Below are 18,741 nucleotides of genomic sequence, written 5' to 3'. Positions count from 1 at the left end.
ATCGTCGACGTCATCAGGCTGACGGTGCAGCGGCGGCTCGGCATCGACGCCGAGCTTGCCCCCTCCCGGTCGGTCCGGTCATGCAAGAGCTGTTCATCAGCTGGGCCTGCCAAGAGATCAGCTTCGTCAACGAGCAGCCGTCGGAACCGTGACCCGGTGCGTCGTCCTGGCCGGAGCCCCCTTGCGCGAGATGTACTCCAGCGTCCGGAACTCCGCCGAGAGCTCGGTCAAGGTCAGCCGGGCCATGATGTACCCCCGCCGCTGGTCGATGTACGAAATATGCGGATTCTCCGCCAGTCCCTCGGCGATCCACACCTTGTCCCGATACCCGTCCCCGTCACTGGCGATGGACGACGTGACGAGCTCGGGAGCGATCACCGGCGAGTCCGGGTCGTCGAAGTCGAGCTTGAGCGAGGCCGAGTGGTGCATGTGGGCGTCGCCGGTCAGCACCACGGGGTTCGAGGTCCCGCGCATCAGCTCCAGCAGCCGGGTGCGCTCGGCCGCGTAGCCGTCCCACGCGTCCAGGTTGACCTCGCGCCCCGGCCCCCGCTTGTAGTCACGCTGCATCATGAGGATCTGCTGGCCCAGCAGGTTCCACTGGGTGTCGGACGAGGCCAGCCCCTCCGACAGCCACCGCCACTGATCGCCCCCCAGCAGGGTCCGCTTGGCCGACAGCCGCTCGTCGCACCCCGCCCGCACCCCGTCCAGGCACGCCTGGTCGTCGCGGAACTGCCGCGTGTCGAGGATGTGGAAGCGCGCCAGCTTCCCCCACGAGACGCGCCGGTTCACCCGGAGCACCGTCCCCTGCAGCGTCTCGCGGCGCAACGGCATGTTCTCGTAGTACGCGCGGAACGCGCTGGCCCGGCGGCGGGCGAAGGCGGGGGCGCCGGTGCTGGAGACGGGGCCGGCCCAGTTGTTCTCCAGTTCGTGGTCGTCGAAGGCCACCAGCCAGGGCGCGGTGGCGTGGGCGCGCTGCAGGTCGGGGTCGCTCTTGTACTGCGCGTGGCGCAGCCGGTAGTCGGCCAGCGTGGCGCACTTGCCCGGCGTGTGGGTGCGGACCCGGCCGGCCAGGGCGCTGTATCCGCTGGGGCCGTATTCGTAGAGGTAGTCGCCGAGGAAGAGCACCAGGTCGGGCTCCTGCTCGGCGAGGCGGCGGTAGGCGGTGTAGAAGCCGTGCTCGTAGTGGGCGCAGGCGGCCACGGCGAAGGCCAGCGGCTGGGTGGCGCCGGTCGGCGTGGTTCTGGTACGGCCGGCGGGCGAGACCCGGCCTTCCGCGCGGAAACGGTAGAAGTACTCCCGGCCCGGCTCCAGGCCCTTCAGCTCCACGTGGACGCTGTGGGCGTCCTTCCAGCGGGCGGTAGCCGTACCGGATGTGGTGATTTTCGCGAAGCGTTCGTCCGTGGAGACCTGCCACTCCACGTCGAGGTCGCGGGAGGGCATGGCGCCGCGCCCGTTGGCGCCCAGGGGGTCCTGGGCCAGGCGGGTCCAGAGCACGAGGCCGTCGGCGGACGGGTCGCCCGAGGCGACGCCCAGGGTGAAGGGGTCGCGGGCCAGCGTGCGGGAGGTGGCGGGGAGGGCGAGGGTGGCGGCTGCCGCTGCGAGGAAGGATCTGCGGTCCACAATCCAGATATGTCCGGCTCCGCTGACCCGGCCGTGACTGCGGAGTCAAGGCCAGATGAACAGCGTCGGTCGTCCTCTGGCCGGGTGAGCGGGGATGACCCCGGCGTTCACCGCGGTGCCGGCGGGAGCCGGTCGGTGTACGGCCGGGCCGCCAGGACCCCCTCCAGCTCGCGGGTGTGTTCACCGGTGCCGTTGCGGGTGTCGAAGGCGGCGGCGATCTCCCGGGCGCCCGCCTCCATCGACGCCCGCAGCGCGGCGACCGGGACGTCGGCCTCGCCCCGCCGGATCGGGGTCCCGGCGTGGCCCAGTTCCTCCAGCCTGGCCAGGAGCACCGCGGCGCCGGCCATGAAGGAGCCGGCGGCGCTGGGCGAGGGCGGGCGCTCCAGCAGGGGCAGTTCCCGTTGCAGGAGCTCCAGGCCGTGCGCCTCGTTGCCGGTCAGGGCCAGGAACCGCAGGTGCGTGCCCATGTCGTCGAGGTAGGCGGGCTTGCCCCGGGTGATCTGGTACGACCGCCGGTGGGCGGAGGCGGCGTCCTCCAGGCGGCCGGTGCGCAGGAACGGCAGCAGCAGGATCTCGAGGATGGAGTGCGGCTGCGACGTGCACGACATGTGACCGGACAGGACGGGCGCGGCCAGCTCGATGGCCCGCTCGTCGTCGCCGACCCAGGCCAGGTAGGAGACGACGCCGCCCACGTCGCAGGCGGCGCAGTCGGACAGGTCGTCGCGCGGGGTGGTGGTCCAGCGGTGGTACCACTCCTCGGCCGCCTCCCGGTCGCCCACGTGCTGGGCGATGTGGCAGCGCCGGGCGTAGACGGCGTGCAGCCCCTCACCGGCGGCGCGGTAACGGCGTTCCATGTCGTCCACGCCGTCGAGGGTGCGGCGCAGCGGGATCTCGGGGAAGCGCCGGAGGGTCGCCACGATCCACTTGTACTGCCACAGCAGCCGCCACAGCTCCCGCTCGCCGAACCTGCCGGGGTCGCGGTCGTGGTCGGCGAGGTTGCGGGTGAAGACCGCGAAGGACTTGGCCTGCTCGCCGCCGAAGTGATAGGCGCTGGTCAGCTCGAAGCGGGCGCGCCGGATCAGGTCGTGGTCGCGGGCCGCCTCGGCCGCCCGCAGCGCGCGCTCGGTGAGCACGGTCCTGGCCTCGCCATACGGCATGCCGTCCGCTTCCTCGAGCAGGCTCTCGACGTCCATGGCGGCCACCCTAGATCATTCTGCGCACTGGCCTACAAGAGCGGCGCCAGGTCGGCGCGCAGCGTCTCCGGGTCGCGGTAGTGCAGCCCGGTCATGCCCGCGCGCTCGGCTCCGGCCACGTTGAGCTCGCGGTCGTCGATGAAGACGATCTCGTCCGGGGCCGCGCCGAGCCGCCCGGCCATCTGGTCGAAGATCTCGCGGTCCGGCTTCACCAGCCCGAGCCGGCCGCTGAAGAAGCGCCGCTCGATCGCGGCGATCCACGGCAGCCGCTCCAGCCCGTCGCCCATGGAGGCGGGGGCATTGGACAGCAGCGCCACGTTCCGCCCTTCGGCCAGCAACTCCCCCAGCAGGGTCACCGTACCCTCGCACGGGTGCGACCAGCTGGCCACGTCGAGCGCGACCAGCCGGGTCACCTCCCCCGCGCCGGGCTCGCGCCCGAGCACCTGCTCCCAGTACTGCTCGTCGCTCAGCGCGCCGCGGTCGAACTCCAGCCGGTGGGCCCAGTAGCCGCGCGTGAAGGTGTCCAGATCCTTGCGCGCGGCCCGGGCCAGGGCCTCGACCTCGGCGTCCGGCTGCGGCGTGGACAGGACGTCACCGTAGTCGAAAACTATCCAGTTCATGCCAGATAGGGTCGCAGATACGGGCCGATCGCCTCGCAGCCGAGGTACTTGCCCGCGGTGTGGAAGTCCAGCCAGTCCAGGTTGACCAGCCGCTCCTCGTCGATGCCGGCGAAACTGTCGCACAGCTCGGGCGGGATGGCGGCGATGTCGTCCTTGTCGGCGATGTTCACCCAGCGGCCGACGCCCGGCGGCCGCTCGCCCCTGCCGTTGACCGGCGCCGGCAGTAACCGCTCGAAGATGACGTTGCGCATCCCGAGCGGGCTGCCGAGGGTGATGAGCAGGTCGGTCTCGAGGTCCGGGTTGGCCCAGAACGCCTCGTAGGCGACGACGCTGCCCAGCGAGTGCGCCACGACGACCCCGGGCCGGCGGCGGCGGATCACCTCGGCCACGACCTGCCGCGCCTTCTGCCGGCGGGCGGAGTCGGTGAGGTAGACGGCCACCTCGGGGCAGAACAGCTTGGCGAAGGCCGACGCCCGCCCGTCGAGGCGGCCCAGCAGCCAGCCGGCGAACGCCTTGAGCGCCCCCGTCAGGTGCTCGCCGACGCCGAGTTCCTTGGCCCATCCGGCCAGCACCATCTGCGCGGGCGCCGACAGGGGCTCGGCCTCGGGAGCCTCGGGCGGGCGGGGGTCGTTGATCAGGTGGGCGAAGTAGGCGATCTCGGCGAAGTACGGCTTGGCCTCGCCCCCGATGGCCGCGTGCAGGTAGCGATCCCACTTGACGCGCATCGCCTCCGCCGCGCGAGCGACGTCGTTCCCCGCCTCCAGGTAGTAGCGGAACTTCCCGATTCCGTGCACGCCGACGATAGCCGTCACAGCGCCTCCCCACTCAGCCCCGTTGTGTTTGCCGGAGATCGTGGCATAAGTGGCTTGCAGTTGGATTAACCACCTTTAGGGTTGCCTAAAGGTTTAGGTAGAGCTAAAGTGAGGACAGACGGCAGAGAGTGAGCCCAAGATGGCGACGAGACACGAGGACACCTCGACGTTCGCGCAGGACGTAGTGGACGAGATCACCTGGTACATGCGGGAGCACAAGATAACCCGCGCCGATCTGGCGGCCACGATGGGTGTGTCCGCGGGCCGCGTCAGCCAGATCCTGTCCGGGGACGAGAACCTCACGTTGCGCACTCTGGGCTCCGTCATCACGGCGCTGGGCGCCCGTCTCGACTTCACGCTGTCCGACGCCGAGGACCGGCAGCCCTAGCTACGGATGCGAGCGCAGGCTCTCCGCCGCCGGCCGGCGGGAGGGCGGCGTGAAGCGGGGCAGTGAGCGATAGCCGGCGCGATAGGCGGCGGCCAGCAGGCGCAGCAACTCGCGTTCCGCGTCGTGGCGCAGGTTGCCGTGCAGGCGGTTCAGGTCGTTCAGGTAGCGCTCGTAGCGGGCCAGGCGGGTGTGGCGGGAGCCGTTCAGCGCGGTGACGACCTTGGCACGCGGCGCGCCGTCCTCGATCAGCGCCGCCACGTCGAGTTTGCGGTCGATGGCCTCCAGCCGCACGTTGATCCGCTCGCGGCGGCGCTCCTCGGGGTTCAGCCGCTCGCCGATGCGGTCGTGGTAGCGGTGGGCCGCCAGGCTCAGCTCGTAGATGCTCCACTCGTCCTCGATACGGCGTTCGCACCAGATCCACTGGTCTTCGGCCATCGCCTGGTCCAGCCTGGCCAGCAGGGTCACCAGCCAGAACGTCGCCGCCTCCCGGCCCAGCGAGCGTTTCTCGTCCTCGCGCGAGCGCACCTGGCTCAGCCACAGTCCGCTCGGCGCCACCGCGCCGAGCGCCGTGGCCAGCATGTCGTCGAGGAGCGTGCCGAACACCAGGGCCACCGCGGCCGAGATGGTCCCGGTCAGCAGCACGATCGTCACCGCCAGCCGGCGCCCCCCGGGACCGAACGGCCGCCCCTTGCCCTGACATCGCAAGAGCAGAAAGCCTGTCGCCGAAACCACCGCTAATCCCACCGTCAGAGCAATTTGCCCGGCCAGGCCCATGGAATCCGCCTCTCCCGCTGAGCGTTCATCCCATAGTCACATGACCACCCCGTTCAGCACATCCGAAAAATCCCTTGCTGGCGGCATGTGCCAGTCTCATACTCGGATCCGGCCCGAAGACACGAAGGAGCACCCGTCATGCCCGCCCCGCTGGTCGTCAACGACTCGGTCGTCATCCCGGACGCCGAGCTCGTCTGGCGTTTCTCCCGCTCGTCGGGGCCGGGCGGCCAGGGCGTCAACACCACCGACAGCCGGGTCGAGCTCACCTTCGACGTGGCCGCCACCGGCGCCCTGCCGCCCGCGCTGAAGGACCGCGCGCTGGCCCGCCTCGGCCACTCCGTCATCACGATCGCCGCCTCCGAGCACCGCTCCCAGCTCCGCAACCGCGAGGCCGCCGTCCAGCGCCTGGCCCAGCGCCTGCGCGAGGCCATCGCGCCCCCGCCCAAGCGGCGCCGCCCGACCAAACCCAGCAGGGGCTCGGTCGAGCGCCGCCTGGCCGCCAAGAAGGCCCGCGCCGACGTCAAGCGCCTGCGCCGCGAACCCTGACCGCGGACGTCTTCAGTAGGTGACGGTGATGGACCTGGCGGCGCCGTCCACCCGGATCTGCCCGCCGTACGGGATGACCACCTGCGGGTCGGTGTGGCCGAGGTCGACGTCGAAGACGGCCATGGCCGCGGGCGCGTACTCCCCCAGTGCCTTCAGTACGGCGGCGCGCTGGTCACGGGCGTAGGCGGCCTTCTCCTGCGGGGAGGTGCGCCGGTGCAGCGACCACGCCTTGGCCCGGCCGACGAGGACAGCGGGGAAGCGGGCGAGCAGGCCGCGTTCGCCCATGGTGCGCAGGATCCTGAACACCTCCTCGGCGGAGGGCAGTTCCTCGCTGGTCTCGATGACGAGCACCATCCCGTCGTAGGCGGCGGGGGCCTGGACGCCGCGGTCGGCCATGAGCAGCCAGGACAGGATCTCCAGGTTGCCGCCCCAGGTCCGGCCCTCGACGACCGCGCCGGGGTTGTGCCAGAACCAGCCCTCGCACGGCTGCTCCGGCGGGGCCGTGGTGAAGGAGGCGGGGTCGTCCCACGGCAGATCGACGTCGCTGTAGGAGAACACCTGCGGGAGCGTGTACGGGCCCGAGGTGAACATCGCGGCGCGCAGCGAGCCGGCGCTGACCGGGTGCATGCCGCCGCACCGGCCGAACTGGCACATCACCGAGCCGCCGTGGTAGGCGACCAGGCCGAGGTTCCACAGGTGCACGAGCAGGTTGGTGTTGTCGCTGTAGCCGAAGAACGGCTTGGGGTTGGCCCGGATGACCGCGTCGTTGAGGTGCGGGGTGACCGTGATCTGGTCGTCGCCGCCGATGCTGGCGACGATCGCCTTGATCGACGGGTCGGCGAAGGCGGCGTTGATGTCGTCGGCCCGCCGCCGGGCGCCGGCCCCCATGACCCGGGTGACGGGGAACTCCACCGGCACCAGCTCGAACTCCTCCCGCAGGGCCCGCAGCCCCGCGTCGAAGGGCAGCGGCAGGATGCCGGGCAGGCCCGCGGAGGTGGACAGGACCGCGATCTTGTCGCCGGGCCGCGGTTTGGGCGGATACATCATGACGGGGATTCCTCTCGGCGGCGGAAGATCAGGACCAGCACCCGCAGCACCAAGATCGCGCAGATGACCAGCAGGTTGTAGCCGATGAGCTCGAACAGGCTCAGGTCCAGCGCCGCCACCGCCACCGGGCCGCCGTCGGTGCCCAGCAGCATGACCGCCATCAGGCCCGCGGTCGCGCCCAGCACGGTCAGCAGGATCTGATGCAGGATCCCGGTGAGGTAGCGCCGGTCGCGATCGTCGTTGAAGAGCCGGACGTTGACCGTGAAGCGCCCGTGCTCGGCGGCGCTGGCGATGCGCTCGATGCGGCGCGGCAGGCGGCGCACCATCGGCAGCAGCGCCACCGCCTCCTGGGCCACCGCCTCCTTCAGGCCGGTGCCCGACATCTGCTCGGCCAGGTAGCGGCCGGCGAAGCTGCGCGCCTCGGCGATGAGGTTGAAGCCGGGCGCCAGCCGTACCAGCGTGCCTTCCAGCGTGGCCAGCGCGCGGAAGACGGCGGCCACCTCCGGCGGGATCGACAGGCCGTACTCCGAGACGATCCTGAACAAGTCGGTGAACATGGCCACGCTGTCCATGCCGGGGCCGAGGTGGCGGGCCATGAACTGGCCGAGGGCACGTTCCAGGGCGGCCTCGTCGATGTCCTCCGGGCGCGGGACCACCTCCAGCAGGGCGTCGGTGACGCCGAGCGGGTCCTGGCGGTTGAGCGCGAGCAGGAAGCGCTGCAGGGCGGCGCGCACCGAGGCGTCCAGGCGGCCGACCGAGCCGAAGTCGAGCAAGCCGAGGCTGCCGTCGTCCAGGACCATGATGTTGCCCGGGTGCGGGTCGGCGTGGAAGACGCCTTCCAGCAGGATCTGGCGCAGCAGGGTGTCGAGCAGGTCGCGGGCCAGGCGGGCGCTCTCCCCCGGGACTCCGGCCAGCGGCTTGCCGCTCAGGCGCTGCATGACCAGCACCCGGTCGGTACACATCCGGGTGTGGGGCACGGGGTAGGTGACCTGGGCGCTGGGCGTGGCCGAGACGGCGGCCATGTTGGCGGCCTCGATGCGGAAGTCGAGCTCCTCGCGGATGGCCACGGCGAAGCCCTCGGCCAGGTCGCGCACGCCCAGCGCGCGGCCCCACTTGGTGCGCGCCTCCAGCGTGGCGGCCAGGCGGCGCACGATGTCGAGGTCCTTGGCCACGACGGCGCCGATGCCCGGCCGCTGCACCTTCACCACGACGTCCTCGCCGGTGTGCAGGCGGGCGGTGTACGCCTGGGCGATGGAGGCGGCGGCCAGCGGCACCCGGTCGAAGGCGGCGAAGACCTGCTCGACCGGGCCGCCCAGCTCGGCGGTGAGCACCGGCTCGATCTGCTCCCACGGCAGCGGCGCGACCTGGTCCTGCAGCTTGCCGAGTTCCTCCACGAACTCCGGCGGCAGCAGGTCGCGCCGGGTCGAGAGGATCTGGCCGAGCTTGACGAAGGTGACGCCGCCGTCGTCCAGGGCCTGGCGCAGCGAGCGGGCCAGCCGTACCTTGCCGGAGCGGTCCTCCAGGCTCTCGCCCCGGCCGCGCAGGTAGGGGCCGAGGCCGTGCCGTACGGCGATGCGGGTGATCTGCGAGTAGCGGCGGCCGCGCGAGACGCGGCCGCGCAGCCCCCGCAGGACCTCGATCGGGCCGGGGATGGAACCGGGCGGGACCAGCGCCTCGGCCAGCACGAGGATCACCATCGGGATGAGCACGGCCAGCATGGCCACCATGACCATGACCCAGACGGCGCCGAAGCCCGGGTCGTCCCCGGGCTTCAGGTTCTCGAATCCGGCGATGATCGGACCGGCGATCGCCGGGGCGATGGCGAAGCCGACCACCGCCGCCACGAACACGCGGAACCCGCCGAAGCGGACGCCCAGCAACCGCTGCGCCAGCCTGGCCACGATCAGCACCATGACCAGGCTGGCGATGGAGACAAACAGGGAGGTAGGGACGTCCATGCGGGAGATCATCCCATGGTCGCGGACCTGGCTCTGCGCTCCTCCCTGCGGGCGACGAAGCGGGCGGCCACGGTCTCGGTCTTCTCCAGGAACCCGGCCAGTTCCTCGCGGGCCTTCTCGCCGTCGGCGTCCAGGCCGGACTTGTCGAAGACCGACCACTGGCGCAGCACCGGCATGAGCACGTCGTCCAGGTGCAGGCGCAGGTCGTAGATGCCCTCGTTGGCGATGATCATGGCCTTGCGGGCGAAGCCCTGGATGCTGGAGCCGGGCATCTGGAAGGTGGTGACCACGTCGGTGACCGCGCGCATCGTCTGGTTGGGGTCCAGCTCGAAGGCGGCGTTCAGCAGGTTGCGGTAGAAGAGCATGTGCAGGTTCTCGTCGGCGGCGATCCTGGCCAGCAGGCGGTCGCAGCCCTCGTCGCCGGCGGCCCTGCCGGTGTTGCGGTGGGCGATGCGGGTGGCCAGCTCCTGGAAGGAGACGTAGGCCAGCTGCTGCAGCATCGTGCCGTACTCGGTCTGGAAGCCCTGCTCCATGTGGATCATCCGGGCCCGCTCCAGCGCCACCGGGTCGACGGCCCGGGTGACGGTGAGGTAGTCGCGGATGGCGGTGCCGTGCTTGTCCTCCTCGGCGGTCCAGCGGTGGACCCACGTGCCCCACGCGCCGTCGCGGCCGAACGTGGTGGCGATCTCGTGGTGGTAGCTCGGCAGGTTGTCCTCGGTGAGGAGGTTCACGATGAGCGAGATCCGGGCCGCCTCGGGGATCTTGGAGTCGCTCTCCTGCCAGGCTTCGCCCTGATAGATGCCGTCGAAGTCGCGTCCCTGACTCCACGGGATGTACTCATGCGGGAACCACTCCTTGGCCACCTTGAGATGACGGTCGAGCTCGCCCGCGACCACGGGCTCCAGCTCGTGCAGAAGTTCCGTCTGAGTCATCGCCATACAGATCGTCTCCTTGAAGTTACGGCACCGTAGGTTAGGCTACCCGATGGGCAAAACCCACTTTTCTGTGCGAAACCCACAAGGATCAGGCCGAGCGGTCCTCCATTTCCCACAGATGGTCGAGCACGTGCCAGGTGATCCGGCGCACCCCGTAGCGCGGGGTCCACTTCGTCTCCCAGGGCCCCTGCGACGGCCCGCCCAGCACCGCGGCCAGTTCCTCGCGCAGCGCGTCGCGATCCGCGATCGACGTGTACGGCGGATGCCGCACCCCCAGCTGGCGGGCGTAGTTCCGCTCGGCCTCGGTCACGTGGGCGGCCATCTTGGTCCGGTCGCGCCCACCGCCCCGCGGGCCCTTGCGCAGTTCCTCAGGCGAGATCGCCACGGTCTCGTCGAACAACTGCCAGGCGGCCCGCATGAGAGCGACGTCACGCGCGGCCGTCTCCGCGCTCACCGGCTCGTGGTCGGCCCGCGCGTGCTGCTCGATCGCCCCGAAGTCGGTGGTGGCGCCGCCCTTGACGCGCTCGGTCACCACCGGCTCCCCCGGCGCGAACGGCAGCCCTGCGCGCCCGGCCACCACGGCGTAGCGGGGCGCGTAGTGCGCCAGGGCCTCGATGGCCAGTTCCTCCGACTTGCCGCTCCGGCACCAGCCGGGCCACTCCAGCGAGCAGGCGAAGACCTTCTTGGCGCCGGCTTCAAGGTAGATGCGGGTCATGGGCTCAGCCTCACATCCATACCTGTCAGGGAGTGTCAGATCAGGTCGATCAGATCGGCCACCGACTCCACCACGAGCGACGGGCGGTAGGGGTAGCGGTCGACCTGGTCACGCTGGGTGACGCCGGTCAGCACGAGGATCGTGAAGAGGCCGGCCTCCATGCCGGAGACGATGTCGGTGTCCATCCGGTCGCCGATCATCGCAGTGGTCTCGCTGTGGCCCTCGATCGCGTTGAGGGCGCTGCGCATCATGCGCGGGTTCGGCTTGCCGACGAAGTACGGCTCGACGCCGGTCGCCTTGGTGATCATCGCGGCGACCGCCCCGCAGGCGGGCAGCGAGCCCTCGGTGGAGGGGCCCACCGGGTCGGGGTTGGTGGCGATGAAGCGGGCGCCGCTCTCGATGAGGCGGATCGCGCGGGTGAGCTGGGTGAAGCTGTAGGTGCGGGTCTCGCCCAGCACGACGTAGTCGGGGTCGAGGTCGGTCAGGATGTAGCCGACCTCGTGCAGCGCGGTGGTGAGGCCGGCCTCGCCGATGACGTAGGCGGAGCCGCCCGGGCGCTGGTCGTGCAGGAACTGGGCGGTGGCCAGGGCCGAGGTCCAGATCGACTCCGGGGGCACCTCCAGGCCCGCCGCGCGCAGCCGTACCGACAGGTCGCGCGGGGTGTAGATCGAGTTGTTCGTGAGCACGCGGAAGGGCTTGCCCGACTCGTCGAGCCTTTTGATGAACTCGTCGGCGCCGGGCACCGGCAGTCCCTCGTGCACGAGCACGCCGTCCATATCGGACAACCACGAATCAATTCGCTTACGCTCAGTCACGATCACATCGTAGCGAGCCCCAGATATCGACAGGGCAACCGGGATGTGAAGAATGACGACATGTCGTCGTTCACGGATTCCGCCCAGGAGATGCGGGACGAGCTCATCCAGCTCCGTCACTCGCTGCACACCACCCCAGAAATCGGCCTGACTCTGCCCCGCACGCAGGAGAAGGTGCTGGCCGCGCTCGACGGCCTGCCGCTGGAGATCACCACGGGCGCCGCGCTGAGCTCGGTCACCGCCGTGCTGCGCGGCGGCAAGCCCGGCCCCGCCGTACTCCTGCGCGGCGACATGGACGCGCTGCCGGTCGCCGAGCGCAACGACCTGCCCTACATCTCGCAGAACGACGGCCGGATGCACGCCTGCGGTCACGACCTGCACACCGCGATGCTGGCCGGCGCCGCCCACCTGCTGGCCGCGCGGCGCGAGGACCTGGCCGGGGACGTGGTGTTCATGTTCCAGCCCGGCGAGGAGGGTTACGAGGGCGCCAAGTACATGATCGACGAGGGCGTGCTGGACTCGGCCGGCGAACGGGTCGTCGCGGCGTACGGCATGCACGTCGTCTCCGCGATGCTGCCGCCGGGGCTGTTCGCCAGCCGGCCCGGGCCGATCATGGCGGCGGCCGACACGTTCCTCGTCACGGTGAAGGGCCGCGGCGGCCACGGGTCCACGCCGTTCCGCGCGCTGGACCCGATCCCGGCCGCCTGCCAGATGGTGACCGCGCTGCAGACGCTGGTGACCCGGGAGTTCGACGTGTTCGACCCGGTCGTCATCACCGTGGGCAGCTTCCACGCGGGCACCGTGGACAACGTCATCCCCGACGACGCCTGCTTCCAGGCGACCATCCGCACCTTCAGCAAGGACAACAGGACGCGGGTCAAGCGGCGTGTGGTGGAGCTGGTCGAGGGCATCGCGGCGGCCAACGGGCTGAGCGTGGACGCCTCGTTCGGGATGGGGTACCCGGTGACGGTCAACACCGAATCGGAGGCGGACTTCGCCGGGCGGACGGTCGAGGGGCTGTTCGGGCCGGGGCGGTTCTTCGTCTCCCCGCAGCCGGTGATGGGCTCGGAGGACTTCTCCTACGTGCTGGAGAACGTGCCGGGGGCGTTCGTCTTCCTCGGCGCCTGCCCGGCCGGCCGGGATCCGGCCAGCGCGCCCTACAACCACTCCCCCGAGGCGCAGTTCGACGACGCGGTGCTGCCGGACGGCGCGGCCCTGTACGCCTCGCTGGCCTTCGAGCGGCTCGCGGCGTACTAGGCGAAGGGTGATCCCGCCCGGAATCGGGCGGGATCGTCGCAGCGCGTCAGCAGTACTTGGCCTTCCTGACGCTGCCGACCGCGGTGGGGGCGGTGATCCTGGCCGTGACGCCGTTGCGGATCTCCCGGCACAGCGGGTCCGGGCCCCAGGAGATGTCGAGCGTCACCAGGCCGGTCCGGCCGCAGTTGAGCACGTCCGCCCACGCCTTGCCCTGGGTCTCGCCCTTGGCCATGATGGTGAGCCCGGACCTGCCGGTGCACGGGGCGGCGGCGGAGGCCGAGGCGGAAGCGGCGCCGAGTCCCACCAGGAAGAGAGAGCCGGCCGCAAGAGTGAAGGCCGTGCGCTTGATCACAGACATCTGTTCCCATTTCTCACGTTTGATGTAAAGATCACTCGACGCGGCATTGTAGGCCCCTAAGCTGGGAGCGTGACCTCTCAGGAGCGCGCGATCGTCGACGGCAGGCCCGCCACCGGCGCCGACCTGGGCCTGGCGCTCGCCGCCCGGGGCGGCCACTTCACCGCGATGCAGGTGCGCGGCCACGCCGTACGCGGCCTGGAGCTGCACCTCGAGCGGCTGGAACAGGCGACGCGGGAGCTGTTCGGCCAGCGCCTGGACCGCGCCCTCGTGCTGGACGGCATCGCCGCCGCGCTCGGCGGCGACCCGGACGACGCCTCGGTCCGGGTCAACGTAACGCTGACCGACCGGGTGCACGTGATCGTCTCCACCGGCGCCCCGGTGGACGCGCCCACGACCCCGCGGCGCCTGATGACCGTCGCCTACCGGCGCTTCCTGCCGCACATCAAGCACGGCGGCGGCTTCCCCTCCATCCACCTGGGCCGCCGGGCCGCGGCCGAGGGGTTCGACGACGCGCTGCTGGTGGCCGAGGACGGGACGATCTCCGAGGGCACGATCACGAACCTCGGCTGCTTCGACGGCGAGCGTGTCGTGTGGCCGAAGGCGCCCATGCTGACGGGGATCACCCTGCGGCTCCTGCGGCGCGAGCTGGCCCGGGCCGGGATCCCGCAGGAGACCCGGCCGCTCAAGGCCGGCGACCTCGCCGGGTTCCGCGCGGTCTTCCTGGCCAACTCCTGGGGTATCAGTCCGGTGGGCGAGGTGGACGGCGCGGCCGTGCCGTACTCGCCCGAGGTCCTGTCTCGCATCCTCACCGTTTATGAGGCCACACCATGGGATCCGATACCCCGTCGCTGATGCGCGCCTGGGCCGTGGCCGCGCCCGGCCCGATCTCCTCCGGGCCGCTGGTCCTGGAGGTGCGCCCGGTCCCGGTGCCGGAGCCGGGTGAGGTGCTGGTCAAGGTGGAGGCGTGCGGCGTGTGCCGTACCGACCTGCATCTGGCCGAGGGGGACCTGCAGCCGCGCCGCCCGCGGACCACGCCGGGCCATCAGGCGGTGGGGCGGGTCGTCTCCGCGCGCACGGAGCTCGCCGGGCGGCGGGTGGGGGTGGCGTGGCTGCGCGGCACCTGCGGGAAGTGCCGCTACTGCGCGCGCGGGGACGAGAATCTGTGCCCGGAGTCGGTCTACACCGGGTGGGACGCCGACGGCGGCTTCGCCGAGTACCTGACCGCGCCCGAGGCGTACGTGTATCCGCTGCCCGGCGACGTCGCGCCGGAACGGCTGGCGCCGCTGCTGTGCGCGGGCATCATCGGCTACCGGGCGCTGCTGAAGACGGGGCTGCGGGAGCCGGGCAGGCTGGGCATCTACGGCTTCGGCGCCTCGGCCCATCTGACCGCGCAGGCGGCGCTGGCCCTGGGGCACACGGTGCACGTGGTGACCAGGTCGCCGGCGGCGCGGCGGCTGGCGCTGGAGCTGGGGGCCGCCTCGGCCGGGGCGCACGAGCCGCCGGAGCCGCTGGACGCGGCGATCCTGTTCGCGCCGGCGGGCGAGCTGGTGCCGCCGGCCCTGGAGGCCCTCGACCGCGGGGGGACGCTGGCGGTGGCCGGGATCCACCTGAGCGACGTGCCGGTGCTGGACTACCGGCGCCACCTGTTCCAGGAGCGGGTGCTGCGCAGCGTGACGGCCAACACGCGCGAGGACGGCCGCGCCTATCTCCGGCTGGCCGCCGAGCAGCCGCCGAGCGTGACCACGAGCGCCTACCCGCTGCAGGAAGCCGCCCGCGCGCTGGAGGACCTGGCAAACGGGCAGGTCAGCGGGGCGGCCGTCCTTATCATCGGGTGATGGAGCCAAGCGCCACCCGCAGGGTCAATGAAGGAAAGTTACATTAGCCTCACAACAGCTGGAGATTATTGACGCAACTTCCGCGTGCCCATAAGGTCCGGACAACCCCAGAACTATCTCCGGAGCGGTAAATGAAGCGACTAGCAGCGGTAGTGACGTTGCTGGGCCTTGCAGCCGGCGTGTCCGCGTGCGCCGGCGGCGGCGCCACCAACAAGTCCAGCTCGGGCGGTGGTGGCGGGCTCTTCACCACAATCGACGTGAACAGGCCGGGAATCGACGCGAGCGCACCGCCCAACCCGTACAACCCCAAGGGCAACGCCTTCCCCGGCTACACCACGATGAAGCTCGGCTTCGTGGTCAACCACCTGACCGATCCCAACAAGGCGCTTCCCGGCATGGCGGCGAGCTGGGAGATCCCGCCGGACAACTCCTCCATCACCCTGAAGCTGCAGCCGAACGCCAAGTGGTCCGACGGCAAGCCGGTGACCGCCGAGGACGTGAAGCTGTCCATCGCCATCGCCTACACCCAGGGCAGCACGGCCTTCGCCGTCACCCCGGGCGCCGCGGGCGCGGCGGCCGACGTGACCGTCGTGGACGAGAAGACGGTCAAGGTCACGCAGGACCTCGCCAACCCCAGCCCCAAGTTCGCCCGCGGCGTGCTGGACACCACCGTCCTGCCCTCGCACATCTGGAACACCGCGGTCCCCGCCACCATCTGGGACACCATCAAGACCGCCCGCGGCGACGGCCCCGAGGCCGAGAAGGCCCGCGAGGACATCACCAAGCTGGGCCAGCAGGTCATCGCCTTCGCCCCGCAGAAGGACGTGGCCGGCGGCCCGTTCGTGCTCGAGCGCGCCAATCCCGGCGAGGCGCTGCTGGTCAAGAACAAGCACTTCTTCAACGTCGCCAACGTCGTGCCCGACCAGGTGAAGGTTCTCAACTACACCGGCAACGAGCAGATCTGGAACTACCTGAGCCAGGGCAAGCTCGACCACTCCGGCTTCGTGGCCGCCCCCACCGACGTCATGACCCGCATCAAGGCCGCTCCGGGCAGCGAGGTCATCAAGGGCTACTCCCCCGTCGCGGTCAGCATGGCGTTCAACCAGAGCAAGAAGCCCTACGACAACGTCCACGTACGGCGCGGCCTGGCCTACCTGATCGACCGCGACCAGGTCACCAAGGTCGCCTCCCCCGAGGGCGGCACCGCGGCCACCACCACGAGCGGCATCCACCAGAAGGCCGCCGACGCCTGGATCGCCGAGACCCTGCCCAAGCTGGAGCCGTACAAGCCGGACGCGGCCAAGGCCGAGGAGGAGTTCAAGCAGGCCGGCCTGACCAAGAAGGACGGCAAGTGGACCCTCGCCGACGGCACGCCGTGGAAGGTCTCCATGCACGCCCCGGCCGGCTTCTCCGACTGGCTGTCGGCCCAGGAGAACATCAAGAGCCAGCTCGTCAAGGCCGGCGTCGACGCCGAGGTCGTCACCACCGCCGACTACCCGGTCTACCTCGAGGAGCTGGCCGCCGGTAAGTACGACGTCGGCTTCTGGCTGATCGCCCTCGGGCCCGCGCCGTACGACATCTTCCAGCGCCTCTACGGCGTCTCGAACGGCTGGGCCAACGTCGGCGGCAAGGTCAAGCACTCCGCGCCCGGCAAGAACAACAACTGGATGGGCGGCCCCGAGCAGATCGAGGTCGACGGCACCAAGGTCAACCCCGGCGAGCTGACCGCCAAGCTGAACTCGGTCGGCCCCGAGGAGGCCAAGCCGATCATGAGCCAGCTGGCCCAGGCCGCCAACCAGGACCTGCCGGTCATCCAGCTGTGGGACTACATCAACAACCAGTTCGTCAACAACAGCCGCTTCACCGGCTGGCCGCACGACGACGAGCTCCTGCGCATGGGCCAGGGCGTCCTCCCCTCGGGTGTCTGGATCCAGCAGGGCCTGATCAAGAAGAAGCAGTAACGCATCCATGACGGTTATCGCTCGGCGACTCGCGGGCCACCTGGCCCGCGGGATCGTCATGATCCTCGTGGTCGCCACGATCAGCTTCTTCATCGTCAACAACATCCCCGGCGACCCCGTCGCCGCGCGGTACGAGAAGCTCATCGAGGGCGGTATGTCGCCCGAGGCTGCCCGGCAGGCCACCGCGGTGATGTACGGCTTCCTGCCCACGGGCTCGATGTGGGAGCAGTACCTCAGCTACATGGGCGGCCTGTTCCGGCTCGACCTCGGCATCTCGATCACCCGGCCCGGCACGCCGGTGCTGGACGTGCTCACCGACGCCGCGAAATGGACCGTTCTTCCGGTGCTCATCGGCACGCTGCTCAGCTTCCTGGTCGGCGTGATCTTCGGCGTGTACGCGGCGATCAAGCGCACCAGCAAGCTCGGTGACGCCCTGGCCGTCTCCGGCTCGCTCCTGCACGGCATCCCGCAGTACATCCTGGCGATGCTGCTCGTGGTCATCTTCGCCACGCTGATCCCGATCCTGCCCGCCGACAGCCCGGTCGACATCCTGTTCGACCCCGGCTGGAACGCCGGCTACATCGGCTCGCTGGCCGAGCACGCCGTGCTGCCGGTCCTGACCTACGCGCTGTCGGCGTACGGCGGCTGGATCCTGGCCATGAAGTCCAGCGTGGTGACCGTGCTGGGCGACGACTTCATCCTGGCCGCCGAGCTGCGCGGGATGAAGCGCTCGATCGTCTTCCGCTACATCGCCCGCAACGCGATCCTGCCGCTGTTCACGATCCTGGCGCTCTCGCTGGGCCTGCTGCTCGGCGGCGCGGTCTTCATCGAGAAGATCTTCAACTACCCCGGCCTGGGCCTGCTGCTCATCGACGCGGTCAGCCTGCGCGACTACCCGCTCATGGGCGGCGCGTTCCTGCTCATCACCGCCGCGGTCATCGTCGCCAACATCGTGGCCGACCTGTTCTACACCGTGATCGACCCGCGGGTTCGCAGTGGGGAGGAGGTCTCATGAGCATCGTGCTGGAGAGCACGACCGCGACCATGCGCCGCAACTTCTGGAGCGGCGTCTGGCGGGTGATGAAGCGCAAGCCCAGCCGCATGGCCGGCGCGATCATCCTCCTGGGCTTCGCGTTCATGGCCGTCTTCGGGCCGATGTTCTACCCGGACCTGCTGCCGGGCGACGCCGACCTCATCAGCAAGCCGCCGAGCTGGGCGCACTGGCTCGGCACCGACCCGCAGGGCCGCGACGTCGTCGCGCTGGTCGTCAAGGGCTCGCGGTACGTGCTGCTCAGCGCCGCGGTGACCGCGGTCATCACGGTCGTGGTCGGCACCGGGCTCGGACTGTTCTCCGGGTTCAAGCGGGGCCGCTGGGACACCGTGCTCATGCGGATCACCGACATGAAGCTGACCATCCCGGGCCTGCCCCTGCTGCTGGTGCTGGCCACCGTGTGGAAGTTCGGCAACCCGTTCCAGATGGGCCTGGTCCTCGGGCTGCTCGGCTGGGGCGGCGTGGCGCGTGCCGTACGGGCGCAGACGCTGTCGCTGCGCGAGCGCGGCTTCATCGAGGCGGCGCGCGGCCTGGGCCTGTCCACGCCGCACATCGTCGGCAAGGAGCTGCTGCCGAGCATGGCGCCCTACATCGCGATGAACATGCTCATCGCGGTCACCGGCGCCGTCTACGCGCAGGTCGGCCTGTTCTTCCTGGGCGTGCTGCCCTACGAGTCGGACAACTGGGGCGTGATGCTCAACCTGGCCGTGTTCCAGGCCGGGGCGATGATCCAGCCGCTCGCGCTGGGTTACCTGCTGGGGCCGCTGCTGGCGATCCTGCTGCTCACGCTCGGCATCGTGCTCGTGGTCGACGCCATGGACGAGATCTTCAACCCCCGGCTGCGCGAGGAGTAGAG

At 70.5% G+C, this 18,741-nt stretch carries 19 protein-coding genes; 8 read left to right on the top strand and 11 right to left on the bottom strand.

Going from position 1 to position 18,741, the window contains the following annotated elements; genetic code table 11:
- Nucleotides 1–126: 126 nt before the first annotated feature.
- The 4 genes from FVE25_RS05330 to FVE25_RS05315 all read right to left on the bottom strand — a co-directional run bounded on the left by FVE25_RS05330 (nucleotide 127) and on the right by FVE25_RS05315 (nucleotide 4,245).
- Nucleotides 127–1,620: an alkaline phosphatase D family protein gene (locus FVE25_RS05330; protein ID WP_157245212.1), complete on the bottom strand. Its 1,494-nt coding sequence runs from the start codon at nucleotides 1,618–1,620 to the stop codon at nucleotides 127–129.
- Nucleotides 1,621–1,727: 107 nt separating this feature from the next.
- On the bottom strand, nucleotides 1,728–2,813 hold the full coding sequence (locus tag FVE25_RS05325) for a hypothetical protein (RefSeq protein WP_157245211.1): 1,086 nt from the start codon (nucleotides 2,811–2,813) through the stop codon (nucleotides 1,728–1,730).
- Between the two features lie 32 nt (nucleotides 2,814–2,845).
- Nucleotides 2,846–3,433 (bottom strand): HAD family hydrolase, encoded by a 588-nt coding sequence (locus FVE25_RS05320; RefSeq protein WP_157245210.1) that lies wholly within the window; start codon nucleotides 3,431–3,433, stop codon nucleotides 2,846–2,848.
- On the bottom strand, nucleotides 3,430–4,245 hold the full coding sequence (locus FVE25_RS05315; RefSeq protein WP_157245209.1) for a hypothetical protein: 816 nt from the start codon (nucleotides 4,243–4,245) through the stop codon (nucleotides 3,430–3,432). Before FVE25_RS05315 ends, FVE25_RS05320 begins: the two co-directional genes overlap by 4 nt.
- 139 nt (nucleotides 4,246–4,384) lie before the next feature.
- Here FVE25_RS05315 and FVE25_RS05310 point away from each other — a divergent pair, with 139 nt between their 5' ends.
- Nucleotides 4,385–4,633, top strand: a complete 249-nt coding sequence (locus tag FVE25_RS05310; RefSeq protein WP_157245208.1) for a helix-turn-helix domain-containing protein — start codon at nucleotides 4,385–4,387, stop codon at nucleotides 4,631–4,633.
- Here the strand turns inward: FVE25_RS05310 and FVE25_RS05305 are convergent, their stop codons facing one another.
- Nucleotides 4,634–5,284, bottom strand: a complete 651-nt coding sequence (locus tag FVE25_RS05305; protein ID WP_157245207.1) for a hypothetical protein — start codon at nucleotides 5,282–5,284, stop codon at nucleotides 4,634–4,636.
- A 261-nt stretch (nucleotides 5,285–5,545) separates the two neighbouring features.
- Here FVE25_RS05305 and arfB point away from each other — a divergent pair, with 261 nt between their 5' ends.
- Entirely contained in the window at nucleotides 5,546–5,953 is a 408-nt protein-coding gene (arfB, locus tag FVE25_RS05300; RefSeq protein WP_157245206.1) for an alternative ribosome rescue aminoacyl-tRNA hydrolase ArfB, read from the top strand.
- Between the two features lie 12 nt (nucleotides 5,954–5,965).
- Here arfB and FVE25_RS05295 read toward each other — a convergent pair whose 3' ends face one another.
- The 5 genes from FVE25_RS05295 to FVE25_RS05275 all read right to left on the bottom strand — a co-directional run bounded on the left by FVE25_RS05295 (nucleotide 5,966) and on the right by FVE25_RS05275 (nucleotide 11,423).
- The gene (locus FVE25_RS05295; protein ID WP_157245205.1) at nucleotides 5,966–7,000 is read right to left on the bottom strand and encodes a S66 family peptidase; all 1,035 of its coding nucleotides are present in this window, start codon (nucleotides 6,998–7,000) and stop codon (nucleotides 5,966–5,968) included.
- The gene (locus FVE25_RS05290; protein WP_157245204.1) at nucleotides 6,997–8,958 is read right to left on the bottom strand and encodes an ABC1 kinase family protein; all 1,962 of its coding nucleotides are present in this window, start codon (nucleotides 8,956–8,958) and stop codon (nucleotides 6,997–6,999) included. The genes FVE25_RS05295 and FVE25_RS05290 overlap by 4 nt, the downstream gene beginning before the upstream one ends.
- Before the next feature lie 8 nt (nucleotides 8,959–8,966).
- Nucleotides 8,967–9,896 (bottom strand): acyl-ACP desaturase, encoded by a 930-nt coding sequence (locus FVE25_RS05285; protein ID WP_157245203.1) that lies wholly within the window; start codon nucleotides 9,894–9,896, stop codon nucleotides 8,967–8,969.
- A gap of 85 nt (nucleotides 9,897–9,981) precedes the next feature.
- Nucleotides 9,982–10,608 carry a hypothetical protein gene (locus FVE25_RS05280; protein ID WP_157245202.1) on the bottom strand — a complete coding sequence of 209 codons (627 nt, stop codon included), beginning with the start codon at nucleotides 10,606–10,608 and terminating at the stop codon, nucleotides 9,982–9,984.
- 35 nt (nucleotides 10,609–10,643) lie between these two features.
- Complete coding sequence (locus FVE25_RS05275) at nucleotides 10,644–11,423, bottom strand: HAD-IIA family hydrolase (RefSeq protein ID WP_157245201.1); 780 nt, start codon at nucleotides 11,421–11,423, stop codon at nucleotides 10,644–10,646.
- Between the two features lie 60 nt (nucleotides 11,424–11,483).
- Here FVE25_RS05275 and FVE25_RS05270 point away from each other — a divergent pair, with 60 nt between their 5' ends.
- Nucleotides 11,484–12,680 carry a M20 metallopeptidase family protein gene (locus tag FVE25_RS05270; RefSeq protein WP_157245200.1) on the top strand — a complete coding sequence of 399 codons (1,197 nt, stop codon included), beginning with the start codon at nucleotides 11,484–11,486 and terminating at the stop codon, nucleotides 12,678–12,680.
- Nucleotides 12,681–12,726: 46 nt separating this feature from the next.
- Here the strand turns inward: FVE25_RS05270 and FVE25_RS05265 are convergent, their stop codons facing one another.
- On the bottom strand, nucleotides 12,727–13,038 hold the full coding sequence (locus tag FVE25_RS05265; protein ID WP_157245199.1) for a hypothetical protein: 312 nt from the start codon (nucleotides 13,036–13,038) through the stop codon (nucleotides 12,727–12,729).
- Nucleotides 13,039–13,107: 69 nt separating this feature from the next.
- Here FVE25_RS05265 and FVE25_RS05260 point away from each other — a divergent pair, with 69 nt between their 5' ends.
- From FVE25_RS05260 to FVE25_RS05240, 5 genes are all read left to right on the top strand, one after another.
- Nucleotides 13,108–13,890 carry an aminotransferase class IV gene (locus tag FVE25_RS05260; RefSeq protein ID WP_157245198.1) on the top strand — a complete coding sequence of 261 codons (783 nt, stop codon included), beginning with the start codon at nucleotides 13,108–13,110 and terminating at the stop codon, nucleotides 13,888–13,890.
- Nucleotides 13,866–14,873 (top strand): zinc-dependent alcohol dehydrogenase family protein, encoded by a 1,008-nt coding sequence (locus FVE25_RS05255; RefSeq protein WP_157245197.1) that lies wholly within the window; start codon nucleotides 13,866–13,868, stop codon nucleotides 14,871–14,873. The genes FVE25_RS05260 and FVE25_RS05255 overlap by 25 nt, the downstream gene beginning before the upstream one ends.
- Nucleotides 14,874–15,004: 131 nt before the next feature.
- Nucleotides 15,005–16,834 (top strand): ABC transporter substrate-binding protein, encoded by a 1,830-nt coding sequence (locus tag FVE25_RS05250; protein WP_181019450.1) that lies wholly within the window; start codon nucleotides 15,005–15,007, stop codon nucleotides 16,832–16,834.
- Nucleotides 16,835–16,841: 7 nt separating this feature from the next.
- Complete coding sequence (locus FVE25_RS05245; protein ID WP_157245196.1) at nucleotides 16,842–17,849, top strand: ABC transporter permease; 1,008 nt, start codon at nucleotides 16,842–16,844, stop codon at nucleotides 17,847–17,849.
- Nucleotides 17,846–18,739, top strand: coding sequence for an ABC transporter permease (locus FVE25_RS05240; RefSeq protein WP_157245195.1), 894 nt, complete (start codon nucleotides 17,846–17,848; stop codon nucleotides 18,737–18,739). The genes FVE25_RS05245 and FVE25_RS05240 overlap by 4 nt, the downstream gene beginning before the upstream one ends.
- The last annotated feature ends 2 nt before the right edge of the window (nucleotides 18,740–18,741 follow it).

Origin of the sequence: Nonomuraea typhae (assembly GCF_009760925.1) — a bacterium.
Taxonomy (GTDB): domain Bacteria; phylum Actinomycetota; class Actinomycetes; order Streptosporangiales; family Streptosporangiaceae; genus Nonomuraea; species Nonomuraea typhae.
The sequence above is the reverse complement of the archived record's forward strand: the minus strand, read 5'-3'. Positions and strand labels throughout refer to the sequence as shown.